At 48.4% G+C, this 24119-nt stretch carries 13 protein-coding genes and 1 riboswitch; of the genes, 11 read left to right on the top strand and 2 right to left on the bottom strand.

The genetic code is table 11. The features are described from left to right. Positions 1-228: 228 nt before the first annotated feature. Entirely contained in the window at positions 229-1572 is a 1344-nt protein-coding gene (locus KGF65_RS02190) for a nucleobase:cation symporter-2 family protein (protein WP_216747962.1), read from the bottom strand. A 59-nt stretch (positions 1573-1631) separates the two neighbouring features. Beyond that, a riboswitch (purine riboswitch) is annotated at positions 1632-1730 on the bottom strand. A gap of 101 nt (positions 1731-1831) precedes the next feature. Next, complete coding sequence (locus tag KGF65_RS02185; RefSeq protein WP_216747961.1) at positions 1832-3421, bottom strand: PucR family transcriptional regulator; 1590 nt, start codon at positions 3419-3421, stop codon at positions 1832-1834. Positions 3422-4776: 1355 nt separating this feature from the next. On the opposite strand from KGF65_RS02185, the gene pyrR reads away from it, so the two are divergent. From pyrR to addA, 11 genes are all read left to right on the top strand, one after another. After that, positions 4777-5319, top strand: coding sequence for a bifunctional pyr operon transcriptional regulator/uracil phosphoribosyltransferase PyrR (gene pyrR / locus KGF65_RS02180; protein WP_003639428.1), 543 nt, complete (start codon positions 4777-4779; stop codon positions 5317-5319). A gap of 145 nt (positions 5320-5464) precedes the next feature. After that, entirely contained in the window at positions 5465-6400 is a 936-nt protein-coding gene (locus KGF65_RS02175; RefSeq protein ID WP_216747960.1) for an aspartate carbamoyltransferase catalytic subunit, read from the top strand. 3 nt (positions 6401-6403) lie between these two features. Next, positions 6404-7696: a dihydroorotase gene (locus KGF65_RS02170; protein ID WP_105923845.1), complete on the top strand. Its 1293-nt coding sequence runs from the start codon at positions 6404-6406 to the stop codon at positions 7694-7696. Continuing rightward, positions 7693-8787, top strand: a complete 1095-nt coding sequence (locus tag KGF65_RS02165; RefSeq protein WP_050339665.1) for a carbamoyl phosphate synthase small subunit — start codon at positions 7693-7695, stop codon at positions 8785-8787. Before KGF65_RS02170 ends, KGF65_RS02165 begins: the two co-directional genes overlap by 4 nt. Continuing rightward, positions 8780-11956 (top strand): carbamoyl-phosphate synthase large subunit, encoded by a 3177-nt coding sequence (gene carB / locus KGF65_RS02160; RefSeq protein ID WP_216747959.1) that lies wholly within the window; start codon positions 8780-8782, stop codon positions 11954-11956. Before KGF65_RS02165 ends, carB begins: the two co-directional genes overlap by 8 nt. An 86-nt stretch (positions 11957-12042) precedes the next feature. Then, positions 12043-12960, top strand: a complete 918-nt coding sequence (locus KGF65_RS02155) for a dihydroorotate dehydrogenase (RefSeq protein ID WP_101873056.1) — start codon at positions 12043-12045, stop codon at positions 12958-12960. Next, positions 12957-13670: an orotidine-5'-phosphate decarboxylase gene (gene pyrF / locus KGF65_RS02150; RefSeq protein WP_050339662.1), complete on the top strand. Its 714-nt coding sequence runs from the start codon at positions 12957-12959 to the stop codon at positions 13668-13670. The genes KGF65_RS02155 and pyrF overlap by 4 nt, the downstream gene beginning before the upstream one ends. A 1-nt stretch (position 13671) precedes the next feature. Next, positions 13672-14310, top strand: a complete 639-nt coding sequence (gene pyrE / locus KGF65_RS02145) for an orotate phosphoribosyltransferase (RefSeq protein ID WP_101873057.1) — start codon at positions 13672-13674, stop codon at positions 14308-14310. Positions 14311-15424: 1114 nt separating this feature from the next. Further along, the gene (locus KGF65_RS02140; RefSeq protein ID WP_210847576.1) at positions 15425-16381 is read left to right on the top strand and encodes a DMT family transporter; all 957 of its coding nucleotides are present in this window, start codon (positions 15425-15427) and stop codon (positions 16379-16381) included. Between the two features lie 216 nt (positions 16382-16597). Continuing rightward, entirely contained in the window at positions 16598-20197 is a 3600-nt protein-coding gene (locus tag KGF65_RS02135; RefSeq protein ID WP_101873059.1) for a PD-(D/E)XK nuclease family protein, read from the top strand. Further along, positions 20194-23946: a helicase-exonuclease AddAB subunit AddA gene (gene addA, locus KGF65_RS02130; protein ID WP_101873060.1), complete on the top strand. Its 3753-nt coding sequence runs from the start codon at positions 20194-20196 to the stop codon at positions 23944-23946. The genes KGF65_RS02135 and addA overlap by 4 nt, the downstream gene beginning before the upstream one ends. Positions 23947-24119: the final 173 nt, after the last annotated feature.

Below are 24119 nucleotides of genomic sequence, written 5' to 3'. Positions count from 1 at the left end.
CGTGAGTGGTCCAACACCAGCGTGAGTAGATTAGCGAACGAACATTTGGCTAATCGTACTGAAATCATCGACATGACTCAGGTCGCCTGGTTAGTATGCCGCCACCTTCAAGCGCACGCAAAAAACGCCGTAAGAATCGGGAGATCCTTACGGCGTTGATTTTATTTATAATGTTTATTCTTTTTGAACATGGTCGTCTCAGTCAAGTGAACGCTGAGTGAGCGACAATTAGGAGTGTTGTTCGGCTTCGTTCAGGCCGACCGATTCGTCGTCGACTTTATTTTCAGCGGCGTGCCGATTAAAGAGCAAGTTCAAGCCAACTGCGGCTAAACTACCGACGACCACACCGTTACTTAACATGATCTGTAGCGCGTTTGGTAAGAATTGGAAGATGTTGGTTTCAACCGTGACACCTAAACCAAGGCCAATCGAAACGGCAGCGACCAACAAGTTGTTGTTATTGCGAAAATCAACTTGGGCTAACATCCGAATCCCTTGAATCCCAACGATCCCGAACATGACGACCATTGCGCCACCCAGAACCGGGTCGGGGATGATCGTTGCAAGCGCCCCAATTTTCGGCAACAGTCCTAGGATGACTAAGAATGCTGCTGAGAAGTAGATTGGTTTACGCGTTTTGACCCCAGATAATTGCACGACACCAACGTTTTCGGAGAATGTTGAATAGGGGAAGGTGTTGAAGAGCCCACCGAGGATCACGGCGATACCTTCTGCCCGGTAACCTCGTTTTAAATCTTCACCTTCGATTTTACGGCCAGTAATGTCACCTAATGCGAAGAAGACACTGGTCGATTCGACCATGGTCGTTAATGAGACCAGAATCATCGTCAAAATCGAGGACCATTCAAAGTGCGGTGCGCCGAAGTAGAAGAGCGTTGGGAGATGGAACCAACTGGCTTCAGCGACTGGTTTGAGGGAGACCATTCCCATGGCACCCGCAATCAGTGTGCCGGCGAGAATCCCAATTAAAATTGAGACGGATTTCATGAACCCCCGGGCAAAGACGCTAATCAGTAAAATAATCGCAATCGTCAAAAAGCCGATACCCAGCGCCTGCAAGTTACCAAAGTTTTTGGCGGATGCATCGCCACCACCGAGGTTTTCAAAGGCGACCGGAATCAATGTGAATCCGATGATCGTAATCAGCGAACCAGTAACGACCGGTGGAAACAGGTTTTTAATCTTAGAGAATAGTCCGGCAATCAGAAAAATAAAAATACCGGCACCAATAATCGAACCATACATCGTCCCCAGCCCGTAAGTCTTCCCAATTTGAATCAATGGGTTGACGGCTTGAACCGCACAGCCTAAAACAACTGGCAATCCAATCCCAGTAAGGGGCGTTCGCTTGAGTTGCAGGAAGGTGGCAATCCCACACATGAAAATGTCGATTGAGACTAAGTAAGTCAATTGTTCTTGGCTAAAATGTAACGCTGCCCCAATCAATAGTGGGACCAGCACGTCACCTGAATACATGGCTAATAAGTGTTGAAATCCTAAAACCGCCGCCTTAATATTGGTAATCTTAGGTGATACGGATACTTCCTTCAAATCAATCTTCCTCTCTCGATTAAGCTGATTTGCCTATAAAAAAAGTCACCCCGGCAAACGGGATGACCTCGTTTGCTTATAGTCCAACCTTTACGGGGTTGGGTAGAAACTCGTCAACCATATTATGACATTATATAGGCAATTACCACTTATTTGAATGAAGCCCATTCTAGCACAGATGAAAACCGAATACAAATGTACCCGAATATATTAATGTTCGTGAAAACGTCATTTTCAATAAATTTAAAAATGTAAACGTTCACTTTTGTGACTGTTGATTATGCCAGAGGAGTACGGCCATCTCAAGGGTTTGGGTCTGTTCTGGATCGTCTAAGTTCAGTGTCAACATTTTTTCAATTTTTTTGAGTCGATAGATGACCGTGTTCCGGTGAATATCCAAATGCCCGGCAACTTCCGCAATATTTTGGTGGTAGTAGAAGTAGCCGTATAACGTGTTCAATAAATTTAATTGTTCGTTGGCACTAACGCCGCCGACCAGGCCACCTAAGACGCGTTCCACGAATGAGCGGGCTTCGTTTTGCGGAATCAACGAGATCAATTCCTTCACGTATTTAGGCCGATAAATCGTGACAGCGTGCGGACTATTTTTACTGAGGGCGAGAGCCTCGGCCGCTTCGTTATAAATCGTGGCCAGTTCGGTCAGTGGGAGCGTTGAATAGCTGTAGCCCGCAATCAAGCGACTTTGTTTATCGAGCTTCGGCTGAATGAACTCGACCAGCGCCATTAAAAAGTGTTGGGCGTTTTGTTCATCGTTGATTAATAAGACAAGTTGCTGCTTTAATGAAAAAACGATGACGGAAGCTTGGTATTCTTTAATAAACCACAGCGTTAACTGCTGCACCTGTTCCAACAGATGATTGCTCAGTAAAGGTTGGTGGTTAGTGGTGACTAGAATAGCCGCACAGCGGAATTTAGTTTGTGGGTCGATCTGCTGAGCTTTCAGAGTCTTGTTGATCAGGTCATTAGAGATACCGCCGTCCATCACGTTTAAGTAGAAGCCACTGAGGTTACGAAAGGCAGATTCATTTAACATGTCAACGCGACTATTGACGAAGCTCAGCGTATTAAGCGCCACTTGGGTCAGCATTTGGTCCGTCGAGTTGGCGGGGTCTAAGTCTAAGATGCCGACAAAGGCCTTATTTTCTTTATAAGCCGAAAAGAGTGGCATAATGGTCAAATCATTAGTTTGATAGGGGATTGTGACCCGCGTGTTCAAGTTGAAATAATCAATATCGGTCTGATTGCGTAAGAAGTCTGTCAAGGTACTGCGCGTCATTGGCAAATCTTGAGATGCACTGACGACCCGGAAATGGCTGTCCATCAAAAAGATGGGATGGTGAATCAACTCACGACACTTGTTTAAGACCGTTGTATCGGTTGGGTCTTTGAGCAATAAGTCAGCTAGCGTCTGGTTGGCAGTTACGATGCGACTCAGTTCATCTGTTTGTGATTTTAAAATGATACTGAGCATTTTACGCATGGTTTTAGAGATCAGTTCATCGCCGGGTGTGATGATGATGGGAACCGCCAATTCATCCGCTAATTCAATCACGGCCTTGGGTAGATGGTCGACGTAGCGGTGATCCTTGAATCCGAGTCCTGCACAATTAGCATCATGCATCGCTTGAATCAACGTTGACGGGGCTGTTGCTGATTGTGTGAATGGGTAGCCGTTGGTAATCAAAAACTGGCCGCTCGTCAAATAGTTGGCGATATCTGGCGACTCAATCATTCCGATATTACTAATTTCACGTTTGAGACCGCGTTCACCCGCAATGACCCGCATCGCATGCATGGATGGTGTTTGTAAAAGTGTTTGTAAACGCATAAAAAGTCCCCCTAAAATTAGTTATCTTTAACAAGTAGTATACCGATAATTTGGCAGTTTGACTATAATTAAATGAAAATAAGATTAAAAATAAATTAATCAGTCGATTAGTGATAGGGGTTATGCATTCTGCGAGAGGTTAATTTGCGTTGAGGATGATTGAAACGTCAAGTTCAAAGGCAGCCAGCTGAGGACCGCTGGAAGCAGTGCAGGTTTGCGTAAACTTTCGGTGGTAGCTGCGTCCTACACCGGCTTCCGGGCATTTCTGACAACGCTGGAACGCGATGGACACAGATTTAAGCCGAAAGCCCACGTCTTAAATACTGGTCTTCCACTAACCAAGCCGAAAACGCTTGCTAAGTGGAATTTCATCGCTGAGCATTGTCAGAAACGCCCTCCACCCGGGGATGGTGTTCGAAAGGCAGACATGTGCGGGGCCAACTTCTGATGAACTGGTTGTTGATTCCTGGTAGACAGTCATGTTGATATTCAACCGTCGGACCAGCTACCGGTAATACTAAGCTACTTGACTCGCGGTTTTAGACGATGAACGATAAGCACCACTGAACACTATCAGAACTTTTTCCAACTTGTCTGAAATGATAACGGCTTAAATTTTAAATGAATAGCAATTTTGTCGACTCATCTTTCTAATCTCAAAACTAGTTGTTATTGGAATTAGTAAACAACCTTCAGAACATCTCATCGGCATTAAACTATCCGTAAGCAATTATTGATGTTGGCTCAAAGCATGCATGAAGGCTCAGTTTCCTAATATTTAGTGGGCAATTGCACCTAATTCGGTGGTCGTTCATCTGCCATTCGAGCGGCTTCCCGACTGTAGGGGCTGGCTGACAATGCTCAAGGGCGAAATTCTTCTTGTCCGGGTGGGTTTCCCGGGCTAGAAGAAGACTCGTATTTGAAATTGCGCAGTGGGCTTCTGCGTGAGTTCAAATCGATGTCCGCCCTGTTCCAGCATTGTCAGCCAGCCCCGGAGGTCGGATTAGGGCGCGCATCGGCTGACGAACAGGAAACCAACTAACTAGCTCGTTTGAACCATGAGTCATGACAATGGAACTTCCACAACACGCATCATCGCGGCCTTTTCACATAGACTTAATGAAAGTCGCCCAAATTGATTGGATAATTAACCGAACTTCATGGATTGCCCCTTGACAGTGGTAGTGGAGTTCGTTACACTTATTTCAATCAAACAAGCACCTTTAACTTAGTCCTGTGAGGCTAACAAGGGGAACGGTCATGTTAGGGTCTCCCACGCTTTTCGCAGGAAAACGGGGTGACCCTTTTTTCATCCCGTACCAAGGTGAAATTACAGAAATGGAGCTGACAAACTAATGGCACGAGAAGTCGTTGATGCAATGACCATGCGCCGTGCGCTGACGCGGATCACTTATGAAATTATTGAGCAGAACAAGGGTGTTGGTAACCTGGTATTCATCGGGATCAAGACTCGTGGGATTTTCTTGGCCCAACGGTTAGCCCAACGATTAAAACAGTTGGAAGGCGTTGACGTGCCAGTTGGTTCGTTAGATATTACGTTATATCGTGATGATCACCATGCCGTTGACGTGGCCGGACAAGCCAAGCTGAACGGTGCGGATATTCCGGTCGATATCAATGGCAAACACGTCATTTTAGTTGACGATGTGTTGTTTACAGGTCGGACAGTGCGGGCGGCGCTCGATGCGTTGATGGACCATGGACGTCCCGCTAAGATTTCTTTAGCCGTGTTAGTTGACCGTGGACATCGTGAATTACCGATTCGGCCTGACTTTATTGGTAAGAACATTCCAACCGCATTAGATGAACAGGTCAGTGTGGCCCTCGAAGAACACGATGGTCATGATGGAATTAGTATTGAAAAATTAGAAGAATGATTTAATTGAATATAACCATTTAATTGTTTCCAGAGAGGAACGAAACGGTTCGGTCATGCGTGACCACTTAATCGGAGTCTAGCCTCTTTGCAAACATTTTTGCGGAAGCTAGACTTTTTTTGCACACAAAGGAGACGGCAAAGCCATGAAAACGAGTCAAAACTTAGTCAGTGTCGAACAATTTAGTAATGAAGATGTGATGGCCTACCTGAAGTTGTCTCAGGCCTTTAAGAACGGGAAAACGATTGAATTAGCACGACCAACATATGCCATGAATTTATTTTTTGAAAACAGTACTCGGACCCATACTAGCTTTGAAATGGCGGAACGACGCTTGGGCATTCAAGTGATTCCGTTTGACCCCAAGACCAGTTCGGTGACGAAGGGTGAAAGTCTACTTGATACGCTTAAAACGATTCAGGCGATTGGCGTAAATTTGGCCGTGATTCGCCACCCACGCGACCGCTACTATCAACCATTGCTTGACGCGGGACTCAGCTTGAGTTTGATCAACGCCGGTGATGGTAGCGGCCAACATCCGTCACAATCGCTGTTGGACATGCTGACGATTTTTGAAGAATTTGGCCATTTCGACGGCCTAAAGATTGCCATCGTCGGTGATTTAGCCCACTCACGGGTCGCACGTTCGAACATGGAATTGTTAACGCAGCTGGGCGCCAAAGTTTACTTCGGTGGGCCGCGTGAATGGTACGGCGCAGATTTTGCCCAATACGGGGAATATCAGGAGATGGATCAGCTGGTCACGGAGATGGACGTCATGATGTTACTGCGGGTGCAACATGAACGACTGACTCAGGAAAATAACCAGGCGTTTGACGCCTCCGCGTACCATCAGGCGTACGGGTTAACTAATGAACGGGCAGCGCGGATGCCGCAACACGCGATCATTATGCATCCGGCCCCCGTCAATCGCGGCGTCGAATTAGCGAGCGATTTAGTCGAAGCACCACAATCACGGATTTTCCAGCAGATGACCAATGGCGTCTATATTCGAATGGCGATGATTGCGACGGTGCTCGCGCATCAAGGCTTATTGTCAGCGACTCAAGTGGAGGCTTAACTCATGACGACATTAATTAAAAATGCGCAGATTTGGCAAGAGGATCGATTACAGACGAACGATATTTTGATTGCAGATGGCCGAATCAAAGCCATTGGACAACAGCTGCACGACCAATTTGGACCAGCCGACCACGTGATTTGTGCCGACCAACATTTCGTCAGTCCTGGGCTAGTGGACGTTCACGTGCATTTACGCGACCCTGGTCAAACTGAAAAAGAAACGATTGCGACGGGCACTTTAGCGGCGGCCCACGGCGGTTTCACAACGGTGGGGGCCATGCCGAATGTTGACCCCGTTCCAGATACGCCAGAACGAGTGGCAACCATGGTCCAACGTAATCAACAAGAAGCCCACGTTCACGTCGCTCAGTACGCTAGCATTACGACGGGACGGACGAGTGAACAGCTCGTTGATTTTGCGGGCGTCAAGGCAGCCGGCGCCTTTGCGGTCAGCAATGACGGTTCGGGCGTTCAAACGGCGGGGACGATGTTTGCCGCTATGCAAGGCGCTGCGCAAGCGGGATTGCCTTTAGCGGCGCACGTTGAAGATGACTCGCTGTATCAACATGGCGTGATGAACGCTGGCCCAGTCGCGGAGCGTTTAGGCTTACCGGGCATCAACAACGTTTCGGAAGCCGCACAAGTCGCACGTGACGTGATGTTGGCAGAAGCTAGTGGCGTTCACTATCATGTGTGCCACGTTTCGACGGCCGAGAGTTTGCGCGTCATTCGAGCGGCTAAGCAGGCGGGCATCAATGTGACTTGCGAAGTTTCACCGCATCACTTACTACTCAGTGATACGGACATTACGATGGATAATCCAATGCTGAAAATGAACCCACCGCTACGGTCACCTCAGGATCGTGCTGCATTAATTGCGGGACTGCTCGATGGCACCATCGACATCATTGCGACCGACCATGCGCCACATACGGACGCTGAAAAGACCGGGAGTATGAAAACGGCCGCGTTTGGCATTACCGGAATCGAAACGGCCTTTGCCACCATGTACACGGCTTTTGTGAAGACTCGGCTCCTCACACTCGGTCGGTTGATCGAGCTGATGAGCACGCGACCAGCTGAATTGTTTGGTTTGAAGGATGCTGGCAAGCTCGTCGTTGGCGCACCGGCGGACCTGACAATCATTGATTTGGACCACGAATACAAAATTGACGCGACCAGCATGTTATCGAAGGGGCACAACTCACCTTTTATCGGATGGCCGGTCTATGGCAACGTCTTAATGACATTAGTCGACGGTCAAATGGCCTATGGAAAGGAACAACAAGCATGAAACGATATCTAGTACTTGAAGATGGCACGATTTACCCCGGCACGGGTTTCGGTGCGACCACCGCAACAGTCGGTGAATTGGTCTTTAACACTGGGATGAGCGGTTATCAAGAATCGATTACCGACCAGTCTTACAATGGCGAAATTTTGATGTTTACTTACCCATTGATCGGTAATTACGGCATCAATCGCGATGATCATGAATCCATCAAGCCAACGTGTAAAGGGGTCGTCGTTCACGAAGTTGCCCGCCGCGCTAGCAATTGGCGTAACGAACTCTCATTAGACGACTACCTGAAGCAAAATGATATTCCTGGCATCATGGATATTGATACGCGGGCGGTGACCAAGCATATTCGCACGAAGGGGGCCATGAAAGCCACCATCGTTGATAACGTCTTACCAGATACCGTTGAACGGCTCAAGGTCACGGAACTCAATCGAGCGGTCGTTGCTCAGAGTTCTACCACCAATGCCTATCCGAACCCAGCGACGGGTCCTAACGTGGTCGTTGTGGACTTTGGCTTGAAACATTCGATCTTGCGCGAACTAGCTAAGCGTCAATGTAACTTGACGGTGTTGCCATACAATACGACCGCTAGTGAAATCATGGCTTTGAATCCGGATGGCGTGATGTTGACGAATGGCCCTGGTGACCCGAAAGACGTGCCGGAAGCCCTCGTGATGATTCGTGAAGTTGAGAAGCACGTGCCACTCTTCGGGATTTGTCTCGGTCACCAACTCTTTGCACTCGCGAATGGCGCCGATACGTTTAAGATGAAGTTTGGTCACCGCGGTTTTAACCATCCTGTTCGCGAGATTGCAACGGGCCGAATCGACTTTACCTCGCAAAATCACGGCTATGCCGTTGACCGCGAGTCTTTAGCGAAAACGGACTTGATGATCACCCATGAAGAAATTAATGATGGCACCGTCGAAGGCCTCCGTCATCGGGACTACGCTGCGTTTTCCGTGCAATATCATCCTGACGCTGCGCCTGGTCCACACGACGCCGACCACATTTTTGATGAATTTATTGATTTGATGGCCGCTAACCAAGCAGCCCGGAAAGGAAGCCAATTCAATGCCTAAACGGACGGATATTCATAAAATCATGGTGATTGGTTCAGGGCCAATCATTATTGGACAAGCTGCGGAATTCGATTACTCCGGGACTCAAGCTTGTCTGGCACTCAAGGAACTGGATTATGAAGTGGTGCTGGTCAACTCTAATCCGGCGACCATCATGACCGACAAAGAAATCGCGGACCAAGTATACTTGGAACCCATCACGTTGGAATTTGTGTCACAGATTTTGCGTAAAGAACGCCCGGACGCCATTTTGCCAACACTTGGTGGTCAACAAGGGTTGAACATGGCGATGGAATTATCGCAATCAGGCATTTTGGATGAACTGAAAATCGAATTGCTGGGGACGAAGTTAAGTGCAATCGATCAAGCCGAAGACCGGGAACAATTCAAAGATTTGATGGCTGAATTACACGAACCCGTACCCGCTTCAGGCATCGCCCGGACAATTGACGAAGCCTTAGCGTTTGCGGACGAATCTGGCTATCCTGTCATTGTCCGGCCCGCCTTTACCATGGGTGGGACTGGGGGCGGAATCGCCGAAAATCCGCAACAGTTACACGACATTGCCGAGAACGGCTTGGCCTTATCACCAGTCACCCAAGTGCTAATCGAACAAAGTATCGCCGGTTATAAGGAAATCGAATTTGAAGTGATGCGCGACGCCGCCGATAACGCGATGGTCGTCTGCAACATGGAAAACTTTGACCCCGTCGGCATTCATACGGGGGATTCAATCGTGTACGCGCCGGTGCAAACCTTAGCCGACCGCGAAGTTCAGATGTTACGGGATGCGGCCTTAAAGATTATCCGGGCTCTAAAAATCGAAGGTGGCTGTAATGTTCAGCTGGCTTTGGATCCGGAAAGTTATCAATATTATATTATTGAAGTTAATCCACGGGTCAGCCGCTCGTCAGCGCTCGCTTCAAAGGCGACCGGTTATCCGATTGCCAAGATGGCCGCTAAAATTGCGGTGGGACTGCATTTGGATGAAATCAAGAATCCGGTTACCGGGACGACCTATGCTGAGTTTGAACCGGCATTGGATTACGTCGTCTGCAAAATTCCGCGCTGGCCATTTGATAAGTTCACGCATGCTGACCGGCGTTTAGGGACTCAGATGAAGGCGACCGGTGAAGTGATGGCAATCGGCCGGAACATTGAAGAAGCCACTTTGAAGGCGGTTCGTTCACTTGAAATCGGTGTGCATCACGTCACGGAACCTGCGTTGGCAACGGTCGATGACGATGTCTTGAGTGACAAGTTGATTCACGCTCAAGATGACCGGTTATTCTATCTCACGGAAGCGATTCGGCGCGGTTACCCGATTGAAGAACTGTCGGAGCTCACGAAAATCAACGTCTTCTTCTTAGACAAATTGTTACACATCATCGAAATCGAACGGGAACTCCAAGCGCATGTCGATGACTTAGATGTTTTGACGGTTGCGAAACGTAACGGCTTTGCGGACCAAACCGTGGCTGATTACTGGCACGAAACCATCGACCAGGTTCGTCAATTCCGGCTAGACCATGATTTGGCCCCCGTTTACAAGATGGTCGATACCTGTGCGGGTGAATTTGCGTCAGAGACGCCGTACTACTATGGCACATACGAAACGGAAAATGAAAGTGTCGTGACGACTAAGCCATCCGTCCTCGTGCTCGGTTCGGGTCCGATTCGGATCGGTCAAGGGGTCGAATTCGATTATGCCACGGTCCATTCCGTTAAAGCGATTCAAAAGGCCGGCTATGAAGCAATCATCATGAACAGTAACCCTGAGACGGTTTCCACTGATTTCTCAGTATCCGACAAGTTGTACTTCGAACCGTTAACGATTGAAGACGTCTTAAACGTTGTTGAATTGGAAAAACCAGTTGGGGTCATCGTTCAGTTTGGTGGTCAAACGGCCATCAATTTGGCAAAACCACTGGCAGACCATGGTATCAAGATTCTGGGAACGAGCGTGGCGGATGTCAACCGGGCTGAAGACCGTGATGAGTTTGATAAGGTCATCAAGGCCTTGGAAATCCCACAACCAGCTGGTGATACCGCTAGTGATGAAGCAACTGCCTTGGCGATTGCCGACAAATTAGGCTATCCAGTCTTAGTGCGGCCAAGCTACGTGCTCGGTGGTCGGGCGATGGAAATCGTCAAGAAGCGGGCGGACTTAGATTACTACATGCATAATGCCGTTAAAGTCTCACATGACCATCCCGTTTTAGTGGATAGCTACTTGGTCGGTAAAGAGTGTGAAGTTGATGCGATTTGTGACGGTGAGACCGTCTTGATTCCAGGTATCATGGAACATATCGAACGCGCTGGGGTCCATTCCGGTGATTCGATGGCCGTTTATCCGCCACAGTCACTGTCCGTAGCGGTTCAAGCCCAAATTGTGGATTATACTGAAAAATTAGCGATTGCGCTCAACTGTGTCGGCATGATGAACATTCAATTTGTCATTCATGAAGAACAAGTTTACGTGATTGAAGTTAATCCACGGGCAAGTCGGACCGTACCATTCTTAAGTAAGGTCACCAACATTCCGATGGCTCAAGTGGCCACCCGTGCGATTCTGGGACAATCCTTGACGGACCAAGGCTATCAAACTGGGTTAGTCACACCTGGTCGATTGGTCCACGTTAAGGCGCCGGTCTTCTCATTCTCCAAGCTGAATCGTGTCGACAGTTTACTCGGCCCTGAAATGAAGTCGACGGGTGAAGTTATGGGCAGTGATGTCACGATGGCCAAAGCCCTCTACAAGGCGTTTGAGGCGGCCAAACTGCACGTTCCAAGTCACGGTAACGTCTTATTCACGGTTCGTGATGATGACAAACCCGAAACAGTGGCACTTGCCCGGCGTTTCCACGCACTCGGCTATCAATTGTTGGCGACACATGGGACCGCCAGCGCATTGACTGAACAAGGATTACCGGTCACCGTAGTCGATAAAATCGATAGCGGCGAGCACGATTTATTGCATCGGATGGAAGCCGGCGAAGTGCAAGTCGTCATCAATACGGTCTCAGATGAAGAACAGGCAGAAAATGATGGGACGCTGATTCGGAATACGTCGATCATGCATGGTATTCCGCTATTCACGGCACTAGATACGGTGGCTGCCATCCTACAAGTGCGCGAATCACAATCATTTGTGACCCAAGCGTTATAACATCATTGGGCATTAGGACGCGTGTGATAGTTAGTATTGCGTTCGATATGAATTTGCACGATCCATTTATATAGGAGGAAAATTTGATGGGACGATTAACAGTAGATTTAGCCGGGGTGACCCTGAAGAACCCAGTCATGCCAGCAAGTGGGACGGCCGCTTACGGTCAAACGATGGCCCAACAATTAGATTTGGCCGCGCTGGGTGGTCTGGTCATCAAATCCACGACCGCGGCACCCAAAGCCGGTAATCCACGGCCAACGACGGCACCGACTACGGCTGGCTGGTTGAACGCGATCGGGTTAAAAAATCCTGGTATCGATAACGTACTCGCAGAGAAACTCCCGTGGCTTGCCAGCCAGTATCCTGAGTTACCAATCATTGGGAGTGTTGCTGGTGCAAGCTTCGATGAATACGTTACTGTTGCCCAAAAGATGGCCTCTGCGGAAAATGTTAAATTACTTGAAATCAATATTTCATGTCCCAACGTTGAACACGGTGGCTTGGCGTTTGGAACCGACCCGGACACGGTCACGGCCTTAACGAAGGCCATCGTCGATGTCGTTGATAAGCCGGTATTCATGAAGCTGACGCCAAATGTGACCGACATTGTCCCAATTGCCAAAGCTGCCGAGGCGGGCGGTGCGGCCGGCTTGACGATGATTAATACGCTGACTGGGATGGGCATTGATCTGCAGACCCGCCGACCAATCTTGGCACACGGTACCGGTGGCTTATCGGGTAAGGCGATTCATCCATTAGCCGTGCGGATGATTCACGAGGTTCGCCAACAGACGACCTTGCCAATTATCGGCGTTGGTGGCGTCTTTACGCCAGAAGATGTCCTTGAATTCTACCTGGCTGGTGCAAATGCGGTTCAAGTTGGCGCGGCGACATACGGTCAGCCAACCGCTTGTACCGACATTATCGCTGGCTTACCTGCAGCGATGGATAAGTATGGCATCACGAGTCTACAAGCGCTGATCAAGGAGGTGCAGGGATGAGTCGACCAGTGATTATCGCCCTGGACTTTCCCACGGCTACTAAAGCGTTGGCGTTTTTAGACCAATTTCCAGCAAACTTGCATGTGACGGTCAAAATCGGGATGGAGCTGTTCTACGCGGCGGGTCCGGAGATCGTAAAGGCTGTGCAACAACGTGGTCACGCGGTATTTCTTGACTTGAAGCTCCATGATATTCCTAATACGGTGGAATCGGCAATGCGGGTACTCGGTCAATTAGGGGTGACCTATACGACCGTGCACGCCGCGGGTGGTCACGTGATGTTAGCGGCTGCCAAACGGGGCTTGGTAGCTGGTGCGACGGCCGCGGGTTTACCAGCCCCTAAATTACTAGCGATTACACAGTTGACCTCGACGAATCAGGACATCCTTAATCAGGACCAACAAATTGCTGGGACGGTGCGTGCAAGCGTCGTGCACTACGCTCAGCTCGCACAACAGAGTGGTTGCGATGGCGTCATTTGCTCAGCGCAAGAGGTGCAGGCGATTCATGAGGCGGTTGGCACCGATTTTCTGGGGATTACGCCCGGAATTCGGCCAGCCCAGGCCCAAGCGGATGATCAGCAACGGGTGATGACCCCCGCGGCGGCCGCTAAAGCTGGAAGCAACGGCCTAGTTATTGGCCGCCCGATTACTCAAGCAACTGATCCGGTCAAAGCCTATCAAGACATTATGTCAGAATGGAGTAACTAATATGAGTGAAATTGCAGCAACCATCGCGACCGATTTATTAGCCATCCAAGCCGTCACGTTACGGCCGAATGCACCGTTTACTTGGGCGAGTGGGATCAAAAGCCCAATTTATACGGATAATCGGTTAACGATTTCATATCCAGAAGTTCGGCAACACATTGCAAGCGGCATTGCGGCCATCATCAAGCGTGACTATCCAGAGACAGAGGTCATCGCAGGTGTTGCCACGGCTGGAATTCCGCACGCGGCGTGGGTCGCAGCTGAACTGCACTTACCACTGATTTACGTGCGGTCCAAGCCTAAGGACCATGGGGCTGGACGCCAAATCGAAGGTGTCTTGAAGCCTGGTGAAAAAGTGGTCATGTTAGACGATTTGATTTCAACTGGCGGCAGTGTCTTACAAGCGGCTGAGGCAGTCCAAGCAGCGGGTGGCCTGATTCAAGCGGTCGGCTCAATCTTTAGCTACGGTTTAGATGCCGCGACGCGTAACTTTGCCGCTGCCAAATTGCCGCTGTTCAGTCTGTCGAATTATTCAGAATTAATCAAAGTTGCCCGCGATGCGGATTACATCAATGATGACGAGTTAGCTTCACTCCACGCTTGGCGCCAAGATCCCGAACATTGGGATGTACAAGCGTAAGCCGGTCGACCGATTTTAATATTGATTAACCATTTAAGTGTGCCACCGGGTGGCCTGCTTAAATGGTTTTTTAGACCACCAGACCGGGGCTGAGGGAAAATGCTGTCATTGATTGGGTGGTAAAGTTTAAAATAGATTGAATGACGTGTGACTGGTGATAAGCAGCATCAAGATCCCTCAGACCGATTACGCCAAGTCAGTGTATAACGCACGTTGTGTTAGTTATTATTTCGCATGAATCATGATTAAAATGTGCAGTTGGTGGATTCCTGTTCGTCAGCCGGTGAGCGGCTTAGTCCGACTTCCTGGGCTGGCTGACAACGCTGGAACAGGGCGGACATCGATTTGAACTCACGCAGAAAACCACTGCGCAATTTCAAATACGAGTCTTCTTCTAGCCCGGGAAGCCGCTCGAATGGCGGATGAACGGCCACCTAACTGGGTGCAACTGACCACTGGATGTTTGGTGACTGGTCCTTCAGGCATACTTTTCCGAATCGTTATCGATGGTAAGTTATAGCATCTGTATACTCAGTCGCTTGTCTAAGTATTATTCGCTAATTTCCAGTCGTTGAGTATTCGAAGCTCTTTTCATTTCAGGCGACTAGAGATAATGAGACCCATGTCCTGTAATGTTACTGATTCCCGAAAACAAAACATGAGTATGCTGACTTAGCGATTATCAGAGATAAGTCTTACAGTTAAATACCAAAGTAACTGGTTTCTAAGAATCAACGACCAGTTCAACAAAAAGTTGAGTCCGCACATGTCTGCCTTTCGAATACCATCCCCGGCCGGAAGGTGTTTCTGACAATGCTCAGCGATGAAATTCCACTTAGCAAGCGTTTTGTGCTTGGTTAGTGGAAGACCAGTATTTAAGACGCGGGCTTTCGGCTTAAATCTGTGTCCATCGCGTTCCAGCGTTGTCAGAAATTCCTGGAGGCCGGTGTAGGACGTAGCTATCAAATCAGGTTTACGCTAACTTGCCTTGTTTCCAGCGGTCCATAGCTGGCTGTTATTGAACTTAAGAACTGGCACATTTTAACCATAATTCATGACAATTCAACTCGCACAAGACGTGTTAAAACATAAGTGAGAATAGAGGAAACAGTATATGTTAGCAATTTTGATTGGGTTAGCCATCGGTGTCGGCTTGCCGATGCAAACAAGTATTAATTCACGACTGCGCAGCTCAGTTGGGTCGCCATTCATGGCCTCACTGATTTCTTTTGCAGTCGGGACCGTGTTTTTGGGCGTGATTACCTTAATTGATGTCCATACGTTGGGTTTTTCACCAGCGTTATTCACGAGTCAGCCCCTGTGGATCTGGTTGGGGGGATTATTCGGAATTATTTATTTGACGGGTAATATTTTACTTTTCCCGAAGTTAGGCAGTGTCCAAACGGTGATTATGCCGGTGCTTGGCCAAATTGTAGCGGGACTCTTAATCGATAATTTTGGCTGGTTTGATTCAGCTACCCGTGCATTGACGCCTATTCGGGTGCTGGGTGCGGTGCTCGTCTTAGTCGGGGTCATCATTACTGTGGCGGTCAAAGGGTGGCTCGATAATCGCCATAACCGCATTGCCGAGTCCGCGGAACAACAATTAGCAACTCAGCAGACAGCGCTCTGGTTGTGGCGGCTCTTAGGCGTCTTTGCGGGGATGTTAAGTGCGGCCCAAACTGCAGTCAACGGGCATCTCGGTAAAGTGTTAGGGTCGACCGTCCACGCGGCGTTTATCTCGTTTTTGGTCGGAACTATCGGACTGATTATCATCGTTGCAATCTTGCATCCTGGCTTAAAATTACAGACACCAGCCGGTCAATCGAATCCGTGGTGGATGTGGATTGGTGGCATGATTGGGTCGTTGTATGTGCTGGGAAACGTCTACCTGGCACCAGCGGTTGGAACGGGGTTAGCGGTCGTTATCGTGTTAGTTGGTCTGATGGCTGGAAGTTTGTTGATCGACCAATTTGGCTGGTTTGCTTCCAAACGTAACCCGGTTACTGGCGCGCAACTCTTAGGATTACTAGTGATGATTTTGGGCGTGGCGCTGATTCGATTGTTCTAAAGCTACCGTCTCGATATCTATTGGGCTACGAACCGTCACATGGGGGCGTTTATGAAGTTTAAAATGGTGCTCATTCTCCAGTCAGAATGAGCGCCAATTTTTATTTTCAGTGTCTTAAAAAATCGATGCATGAAGGCTTTTTTTCGGTGCAAAACTATGCGATAATAAGATTACTTCAATGAGAACGTTTGTTCAGGTTTAGAGGGGGAATTCAAGGTGAGTTTACAATTCGTGTTGGGGCCGGCCAAGCTGGATCACCGGTCGAAGATGGTTGAACAGTTAGTCGCGAAGTTACGTGCCCGACCCAATGATCAGTATTTCTACTTAGTACCCAATCATATTAAATTCGATACAGAAGTGGACGTGTTGAACCGGCTTGCAGAAGCCGATGGCCAAACTGGTTTGTACGCGCAAAGCCAAGTCCAGGTCTTTTCATTCACGCGTTTGGCGTGGTATTTAATGAAAAACGAGGCGGCTTATCAAGTTCCTCGGCTTTCGGCGGCGGGCATCAATATGTTACTGCATCGCATTTTGCAGCAACACGCCGATGAGCTGCGGTTATTTGGTGGTGAAATCTCACAAACTGGATTTGTGACACAACTGGCCAGTGAAATTAACGAACTGCAACTAGCCAACTTGCAGCCCGAAGATGTGGCTCAACTGGCTGCCAATGCCCAAGCTGGTGACTTACAAGCGAAAATGCACGACCTCGCAATCGTTTATGCTGATTTTGTCACAGCGACTGCGGATAAATACTTAAAACCAGCCGATGTTTTGGTTCAACTGAATGCTTACCTACGTCATCAGGACTTACATGGCACGCACGTTTACGTTGAACTGGCGGGCTTTGCACAATTGCCCGCTCAGGAACAGGGAATCATCACAACCATGCTGGAGCAGGGCGCGGACGTGACCATTAGTTTGGTGTTGGACCACAAAGTCGTTGACCAGGCGCCGGATAATGGCACGCTCTTTTATCAATCAGGTCGACTCTATTATCGACTCTATCAGTATGCCCGAATTCGCCAAATTCCGGTTGGACAGGACATTCAAGCGACTGAGCCACGAGTGACAGCCGGATTGGCGTCCTTAGACGACTTTTGGCGTGGAACCCCTCAGGCCGCAACTGGCCAAGAAGCGCCTAATCCCAACGTCCATCTCTTCAGAACAGATAGTCGGCAAACGGAACTGGCACAAGTTGGTCGTATGATTCGTGATATGGTCGCTCAGAAACATGTGAATCCGGCCGATGATTATCATTATCGTGATTTCTTGATTATGACGCGGCATCTAAACTCATATAAGACGATGCTTGCGCCCACCTTTCATCAACTCGAAATCCCATACTTCGTTGACTTAGAACGATCCATGGCTGATCACCCATTGGTCGAATTGGTCAATGCGTTATTTGACATGGATGAACAGCAGTATCAATACCGCGATGTGATGCGGGTCCTCAAGACCGAATTACTGATTCCACAAATCGACGGGCAACCGATGGACCGTGAAGCCTATCGTCAAGCGGTCGATTTAACTGAAAACTTCATTTTGAAGAGTGGGTATCATGGTCAACAGTGGTTACAAGCCGAAGATTGGCAGTATTTCCAACTTACGGAAGGCGATATTGGGATTGAAACCGACCAAAACATCGAAATTTCGCGGCAAATCAATTTAATTCATCACTTTGTGGCGACGATTTTCCCACCTTTCTTCAAAAAAATGCAGCAAGCGCCCGATGGCAAGACAGCCGTCACCGTACTTGTTAATTTTTTGACGGCTCACGGTGTCACACAACAGCTTCTAGCGTGGCGTGACCAGGCTTTGGACCGCCAAGATGTTCAGGCCGCAGCAGAACCGGAACAGACGTGGCAGACATTTTGTGACATGCTCGATGAATACGTGACGATTTTGGGGTCTGAACCGTTTGAAATTACGGACTTCTTAGCGTTGTTACAGGCCGGATTTGAAGGCGCTAGCTACTCACAGATTCCATCGACCTTGGACCAAGTCTTAATTTCTGAAAGTGGAATCGTTCAAAGCCAGGATCACCGAGTCGTCTTCATGATTGGTGCGACTGATTTAGTCATGCCCGACCGCATTATGAGTAACAACTTATTGAGCGATGTCGATAAAGAGAATTTACAACCAAGCCTAGCTACTTTAGATGGTGACCACTATCTGAATGATTCAGCCGTCGTTCAACTGGGCGATGAAAGTTGCTTGAATTACCTGGCTTTTTTGAGTGCGCGTCAGCACTTGTTCTTTAGTGCACCGTTTAAGGACGACCAGGAAACAGATCTAAATTGGTCGACCTATGTTCGGCGGATTCAACAACAGTTTAATCTAAAGGAGCACTCGTATTTGGGAACGCCTGACCCGACTAGCCCCGACGTTAAACCGTTTGTCGGCACCAAACGCCGGACGCTCAGCCATGTGATCCAAGTCTATCGAGATGTGCTGACGACCAATACTGACCGCAATCGCGTTGGCGAACCATTACGACCAGCGCCAGTCTGGGTCTGGCTGCGTCAACAATTGACTCGGGATCCACAATTTGGGTCGTTAGCGCGGCAATTGATGGCGGGACTCAGTTATCGTAACCAACCCGTCACTTTGACGGCCGCAAGTGTCGAGGCACTCTATGGTCATCAAATTTATACCTCCATTTCCAAACTAGAAGAATTTTATCGCAACCAGTATGCCTACTTCTTAAAGTACGGCTTGAAATTGCGCGAACGGGACGTCTTCGAACTATCCGCCGCTAGTACCGGTGAGTTCTTCCACGCGGTATTGGATGGCTTGATTAAAGCGCTTCGGACGGATCAGATTCCGTTGGCCCAAGCCAGTGATCAGCAGTTGGGTCACTATTTGGAAACGGTGACTCGCGAGATTCTCGACCAACCCCAATTTACGATTTTAACGAGTTCTAATCGCATGGCGTATCTCCAACGGCAGTTGATCAACACGGTGCGCCAAATTGCGTTTGCCATTCGTAATCAGAGTAAGTTGTCGGCGGCCGAACCGCGTCAAACCGAAGTGCTCTTCGGAAATGTTGGTAAGGAGCACGGCTTAAAAGCCTTAGATTTCCAAATCGATGCGACTCACAGTGTCCACGTCCGGGGGAAAATCGACCGGTTAGATCAGATTCAAGTGGCCGACCAAAGCTATCTGGGAATCGTGGATTACAAATCATCCACACACAAGTTTGATTTCCAAGAAGCATACTATGGCTTAGCGATGCAAATGTTAACGTACTTGGATGCGGTCTTGCATAATGAATCTGAATTAGTCGGTTCTGACCAGGAAGCTGTTAAATTGGCGGGTGCGCTCTACATGCATATTCAGAACCCGACCTTGAAACCTAAAGAAATTCAAGGGGGCTTTGAAGCCGCACTTTTGAAGAAAAATAAGTACAAGGGAATCCTATTGGACGATCCGCAACTGCTGGAACATTTGGATAGTGAGGTTCAGGAACAATCGGGAACCTCGAAAGTGTATCCATTTTCGCGACGAAAGGACGGCTCGTACAGTGGCGGTCGGGCAGCATCACTGGTCACTAACGAGCAATTGGAACGACTACTAGCCCATAATAGTCAGCTGATTGTCGCCGCAGCTGAAGCCATTTTTGCGGGGCAAGTGCAACTGAACCCAATCCGGCTCAACGATAAGACAACGGCCTTACAATATTCGCCATACCTGGCTATCATGCAGTTTGATGCGATGTTGGCGGAAAATGCTTATCGCGATTTACCACCGCTGTCCGCAAAACAAGTACTTGATTTATTGAAAGACGAGAAAGGTGGCAGTTTATCATGAGTGGCGCAACCCAGTACACCGCAAGCCAACAAGCGGTGATCAAGCAACAAGGCAATAATTTACTTGTCTCAGCCTCAGCTGGTTCGGGGAAGACGACGGTTTTAATCGAGCGTATTATGCGTAAAATTTTAGCCGGAACTAATATCGACCAATTGCTAGTGGTCACGTTCACGAATTTGGCTGCTAAGCATATGAAACAAAAGTTGGAATCGCAAATCAACAAGCGGATTTCGACGTTGATGGCTGAAAATCCTAGTGAAACAACGGCGTCACCAGTAATCCGGCAATTACGGCAACAGTTGAATTTGCTAGGGGTTGCCAATATTAGCACGCTGGATGCGTTCTGTTTACGCATCATTCAACGCTACTATTACGTGATTGATTTAGATCCCGTGTTCCGATTGTTAACGGATAACACGGAAGGACTCTTGATTCGAGACCAGGTCTGGGATGCAGTCCGTGAACAGTTGTATAAAAAAGACGGCGCAAAGTTTGATTTATTGACCGCGAACTTTTCAAACGACCGCAGTGATGATGGGCTAAGCCGGTTGATTTTTCGACTATTCGACTTTGCGCAATCAACACCAGCGCCGCAAGAATGGCTAGATGGTCTGACCAAACCTTATCAGATTGACGATGGTCCGTTGACGAGTAGCGCATTTTATCAACAACAACTATTACCACTACTAGAAGATAATGTTGATGACATGTTACAAAAATTAACGCAAGCGCAGAAAATCGTCACTGACTTTGACTTAGAACCGAAGTCGCTGGATGCCTTGCAAAGCGTGGCAACCACGTTAACAACCTTGCGTGACCAGTTATCGACAGCAAGTTGGAACGAGTTGCGAGCGCAAATCAACCAATTCAAAGTTGGTCGACTTAAAAAGACGTATAAAGATGACCCGGACAAGACTGCCCATGCCAAAGCAATGGGCACACTGATTGATGGGATTAAGAAGCAGATGGCGACGCTTAGTGAACGGTACTTCGCTGCCGAAGAACAACAAGTCTTAGATATCATGGTCGGTGCCAAGGCGATTGTTCAAGAACTGGTGAAGGCGACGAGTCAGTTCAGCACGGCATTTGCTGCTGAAAAACGACGTCGGCACGTCTTGGATTTCTCTGACTTGGAACATCTGACCCTACAAATTCTTACGAGTGATAATGAGAGTGGTCAAGCCGCTTTAAATCAATTAAGAGCTCAGTTTGATGAAGTCATGGTTGACGAATATCAAGATATTAATAGTTTGCAAGAATCTATTTTGCAGCTGTTGTCGCGTGATGAACCAGGCAATATGTTCATGGTGGGCGACGTCAAACAGTCAATTTACCAATTCCGCTTGGCGGATCCGCTTCTGTTCTTACACAAATATCATGATTTTGCCGATAATCCAGCCCATGGCGATCGTATCGTGCTAGCCGATAACTTCCGGTCAGTGGCCAATGTTGACCATTTGACCAACCTCATTTTTAGTCAGTTGATGGATGCACCGGTCGGACAAATCGACTACGACGAGGATGCTTACCTGAAATACGGGCCGAAAGATTATCCGACCGATATGCCGCAGACGACGAATCTGCTGTTGTACCAGACTGAAACGGATGCGCCAGCGGAACTAACTCAAGAAGACGAGACTAACTTTTCAATCGATGATTCGTCAGTTGGCAGTATCACGATGGTTGCGCAAAAAATTCTGGCATTAAAGGCACAAGATAAGCCAATTTATGATCGGGGTGAGGGGACTTATCGACCGTTTCGTTATAGTGACGTCGCCTTACTAGTTCCAACCCGTAATCATAATTTGACGATTATTGACGTCTTCAAGCGTTACCACATCCCAGTCGTCGTTAACGATGCACAGAACTATTTTCAAACGACTGAGATTCGCATCATGATGTCGTTACTCAGTATTATTGACAATCCATATCAAGATATTCCGTTGGTCGCCGTGTTGCGGTCACCAATCGTCGGTCTTGATGAAAATCAGCTCGTTTATTTGCGGATTCAAAATAAAACGAGTGACTATTTCCAAGCCGTTCAGGACTTTTATCACCAGTACCCGAGCGGCCCCGCGACTGAATATGGGGATCAAGTCTTTGCTAAAATCGAAACGTTTTTGAAGCAACTCGGTGATTTTCGGGACTTAGCTCGCCGCAACCAAATCGTGACGCTGATTTGGCAGATCTATGAGCAAACTGGTTTTTTGGATTACGTGGGCGGCATGCCAGCTGGTAAACAGCGACAAGCCAATTTACACGCCCTATATGAACGGGCGTACAGTTATGAACAGGGGAGTTTTAAAGGCCTGTTCCAATTCGTTCGGTTCATTCGGCGGATGCAAGAAAAGGATCAGGATTTAGCGTCAGCGGTGGCAGAGACGGATGCCGAGGCTGTTAGTGTCATGACGATTCATGGGAGTAAAGGGTTGGAATATCCCGTTATTTTTGTCATGGATATGGACAAGCAATTTAACCAGACCGACACACGGTCCAGTGCGTTATTGGACCGACAAGCCGGAATCGGGATTACTTATCTAGATCCTGAGACACGGGTCAAATACCCGACGTTGCCGCAGATTGTGACGAAGCAAGTTGTGAGCCAAAAGATGCGTGCCGAAGAAATGCGTAAGTTATACGTGGCCATCACGCGGGCACAACAACAGCTCTATTTGGTGGGAACCATCAAGGATATTGATACTGCAACCGAAAAATGGCGACAGGCGTTCACTAGTGACGGCCGCGTGCTCAGTGCACAAGCCCGCGTTGCCACCACCAATCAACTCGACTGGGTGGGGATGACCCTGATTCGTCACCCTGCGATGCGCGACTATTGGGGCGACGAGTGGCCGAGCTATGAATTGACAGGAGATCCCACCAAGTTTGCCATCGAATTGGGTGATGCGACCACGATTGCGGCTGATGATACGACCACAACGACCGATGAACAGTTAGATGCCGTTCAGTTAGTCGAGCAACAAGTCAGTATTGATGTCGATCATGCAACGCGCGAGCAACTCGCTGCGTTGTTGAATTTCCATTATCCACACCAGGCATCGACAACAACGACAGCCTATCAGTCGGTATCAGAAGTCAAACGAATCTTTGAAGATCCTGACACGCCGTTGATGAATGCGAACCCAACGATCAGTCGCCAACGCGTTCGACCAACCTCGCGCTACGTGACGGGTTCACTAGACTTACCGCAATTCCTACAGACCACACAAGCGCCAACCAGTGCGGAGGTTGGGAGTGCGACCCACTTGGTCATGGAACAATTAGACGTGACGAAACCCGTCGACGAAGCAGCCGTTCAGGCAACGATTGACGATTTGGTGGCGAAACGAGTACTGACAAGTCCCGTCGCTGACCGAATCGCTGTTGAGACGGTGGTCGCATTCTATCAGAGCGACCTCGGTGAACAGATTCTCGCACATCCTGATAAGGTCCACCGTGAAGTGCCATTTTCGTTGCTAATTCCGGCACGTCAAATTTTCGATGTCGATGATCAAGAGGATAGCAAAGTCTTAATTCATGGGATTATTGACGGCTATTTGGAGACTGACGACGGCTTGATTTTGTTTGATTATAAGACGGACCATGTCAAACAACCGGCTGACCTCAAACAACGCTATGCGGGTCAGGTCAAGTTGTATGCCGAAGCGCTGAATTCAATGTATCGTGACACAAAAGTCATCCAACGCTACTTGTATTCGTTGCCACAGCATGTTTTTGTGCCGGTAGATTAGTCTGCAAATCAAGGCAGGTCAATACAAATTGGTTTACTGCTTTAGTAGTTATTTAGGACGCTACCAATGAACGGCGGTTGCTTTTGAGCCTGAATCTCGCTTGCTGGTTGGACGGTAATTAGCGACCGTGAACTAAAATTTAAAGCTTTAATGAAAATTCGCAAGCTTCAAAA

It is taken from the genome of Lactiplantibacillus sp. 30.2.29, from assembly GCF_018991255.1.
GTDB lineage: Bacteria > Bacillota > Bacilli > Lactobacillales > Lactobacillaceae > Lactiplantibacillus > Lactiplantibacillus pentosus.
The sequence above is the reverse complement of the archived record's forward strand: the minus strand, read 5'-3'. Positions and strand labels throughout refer to the sequence as shown.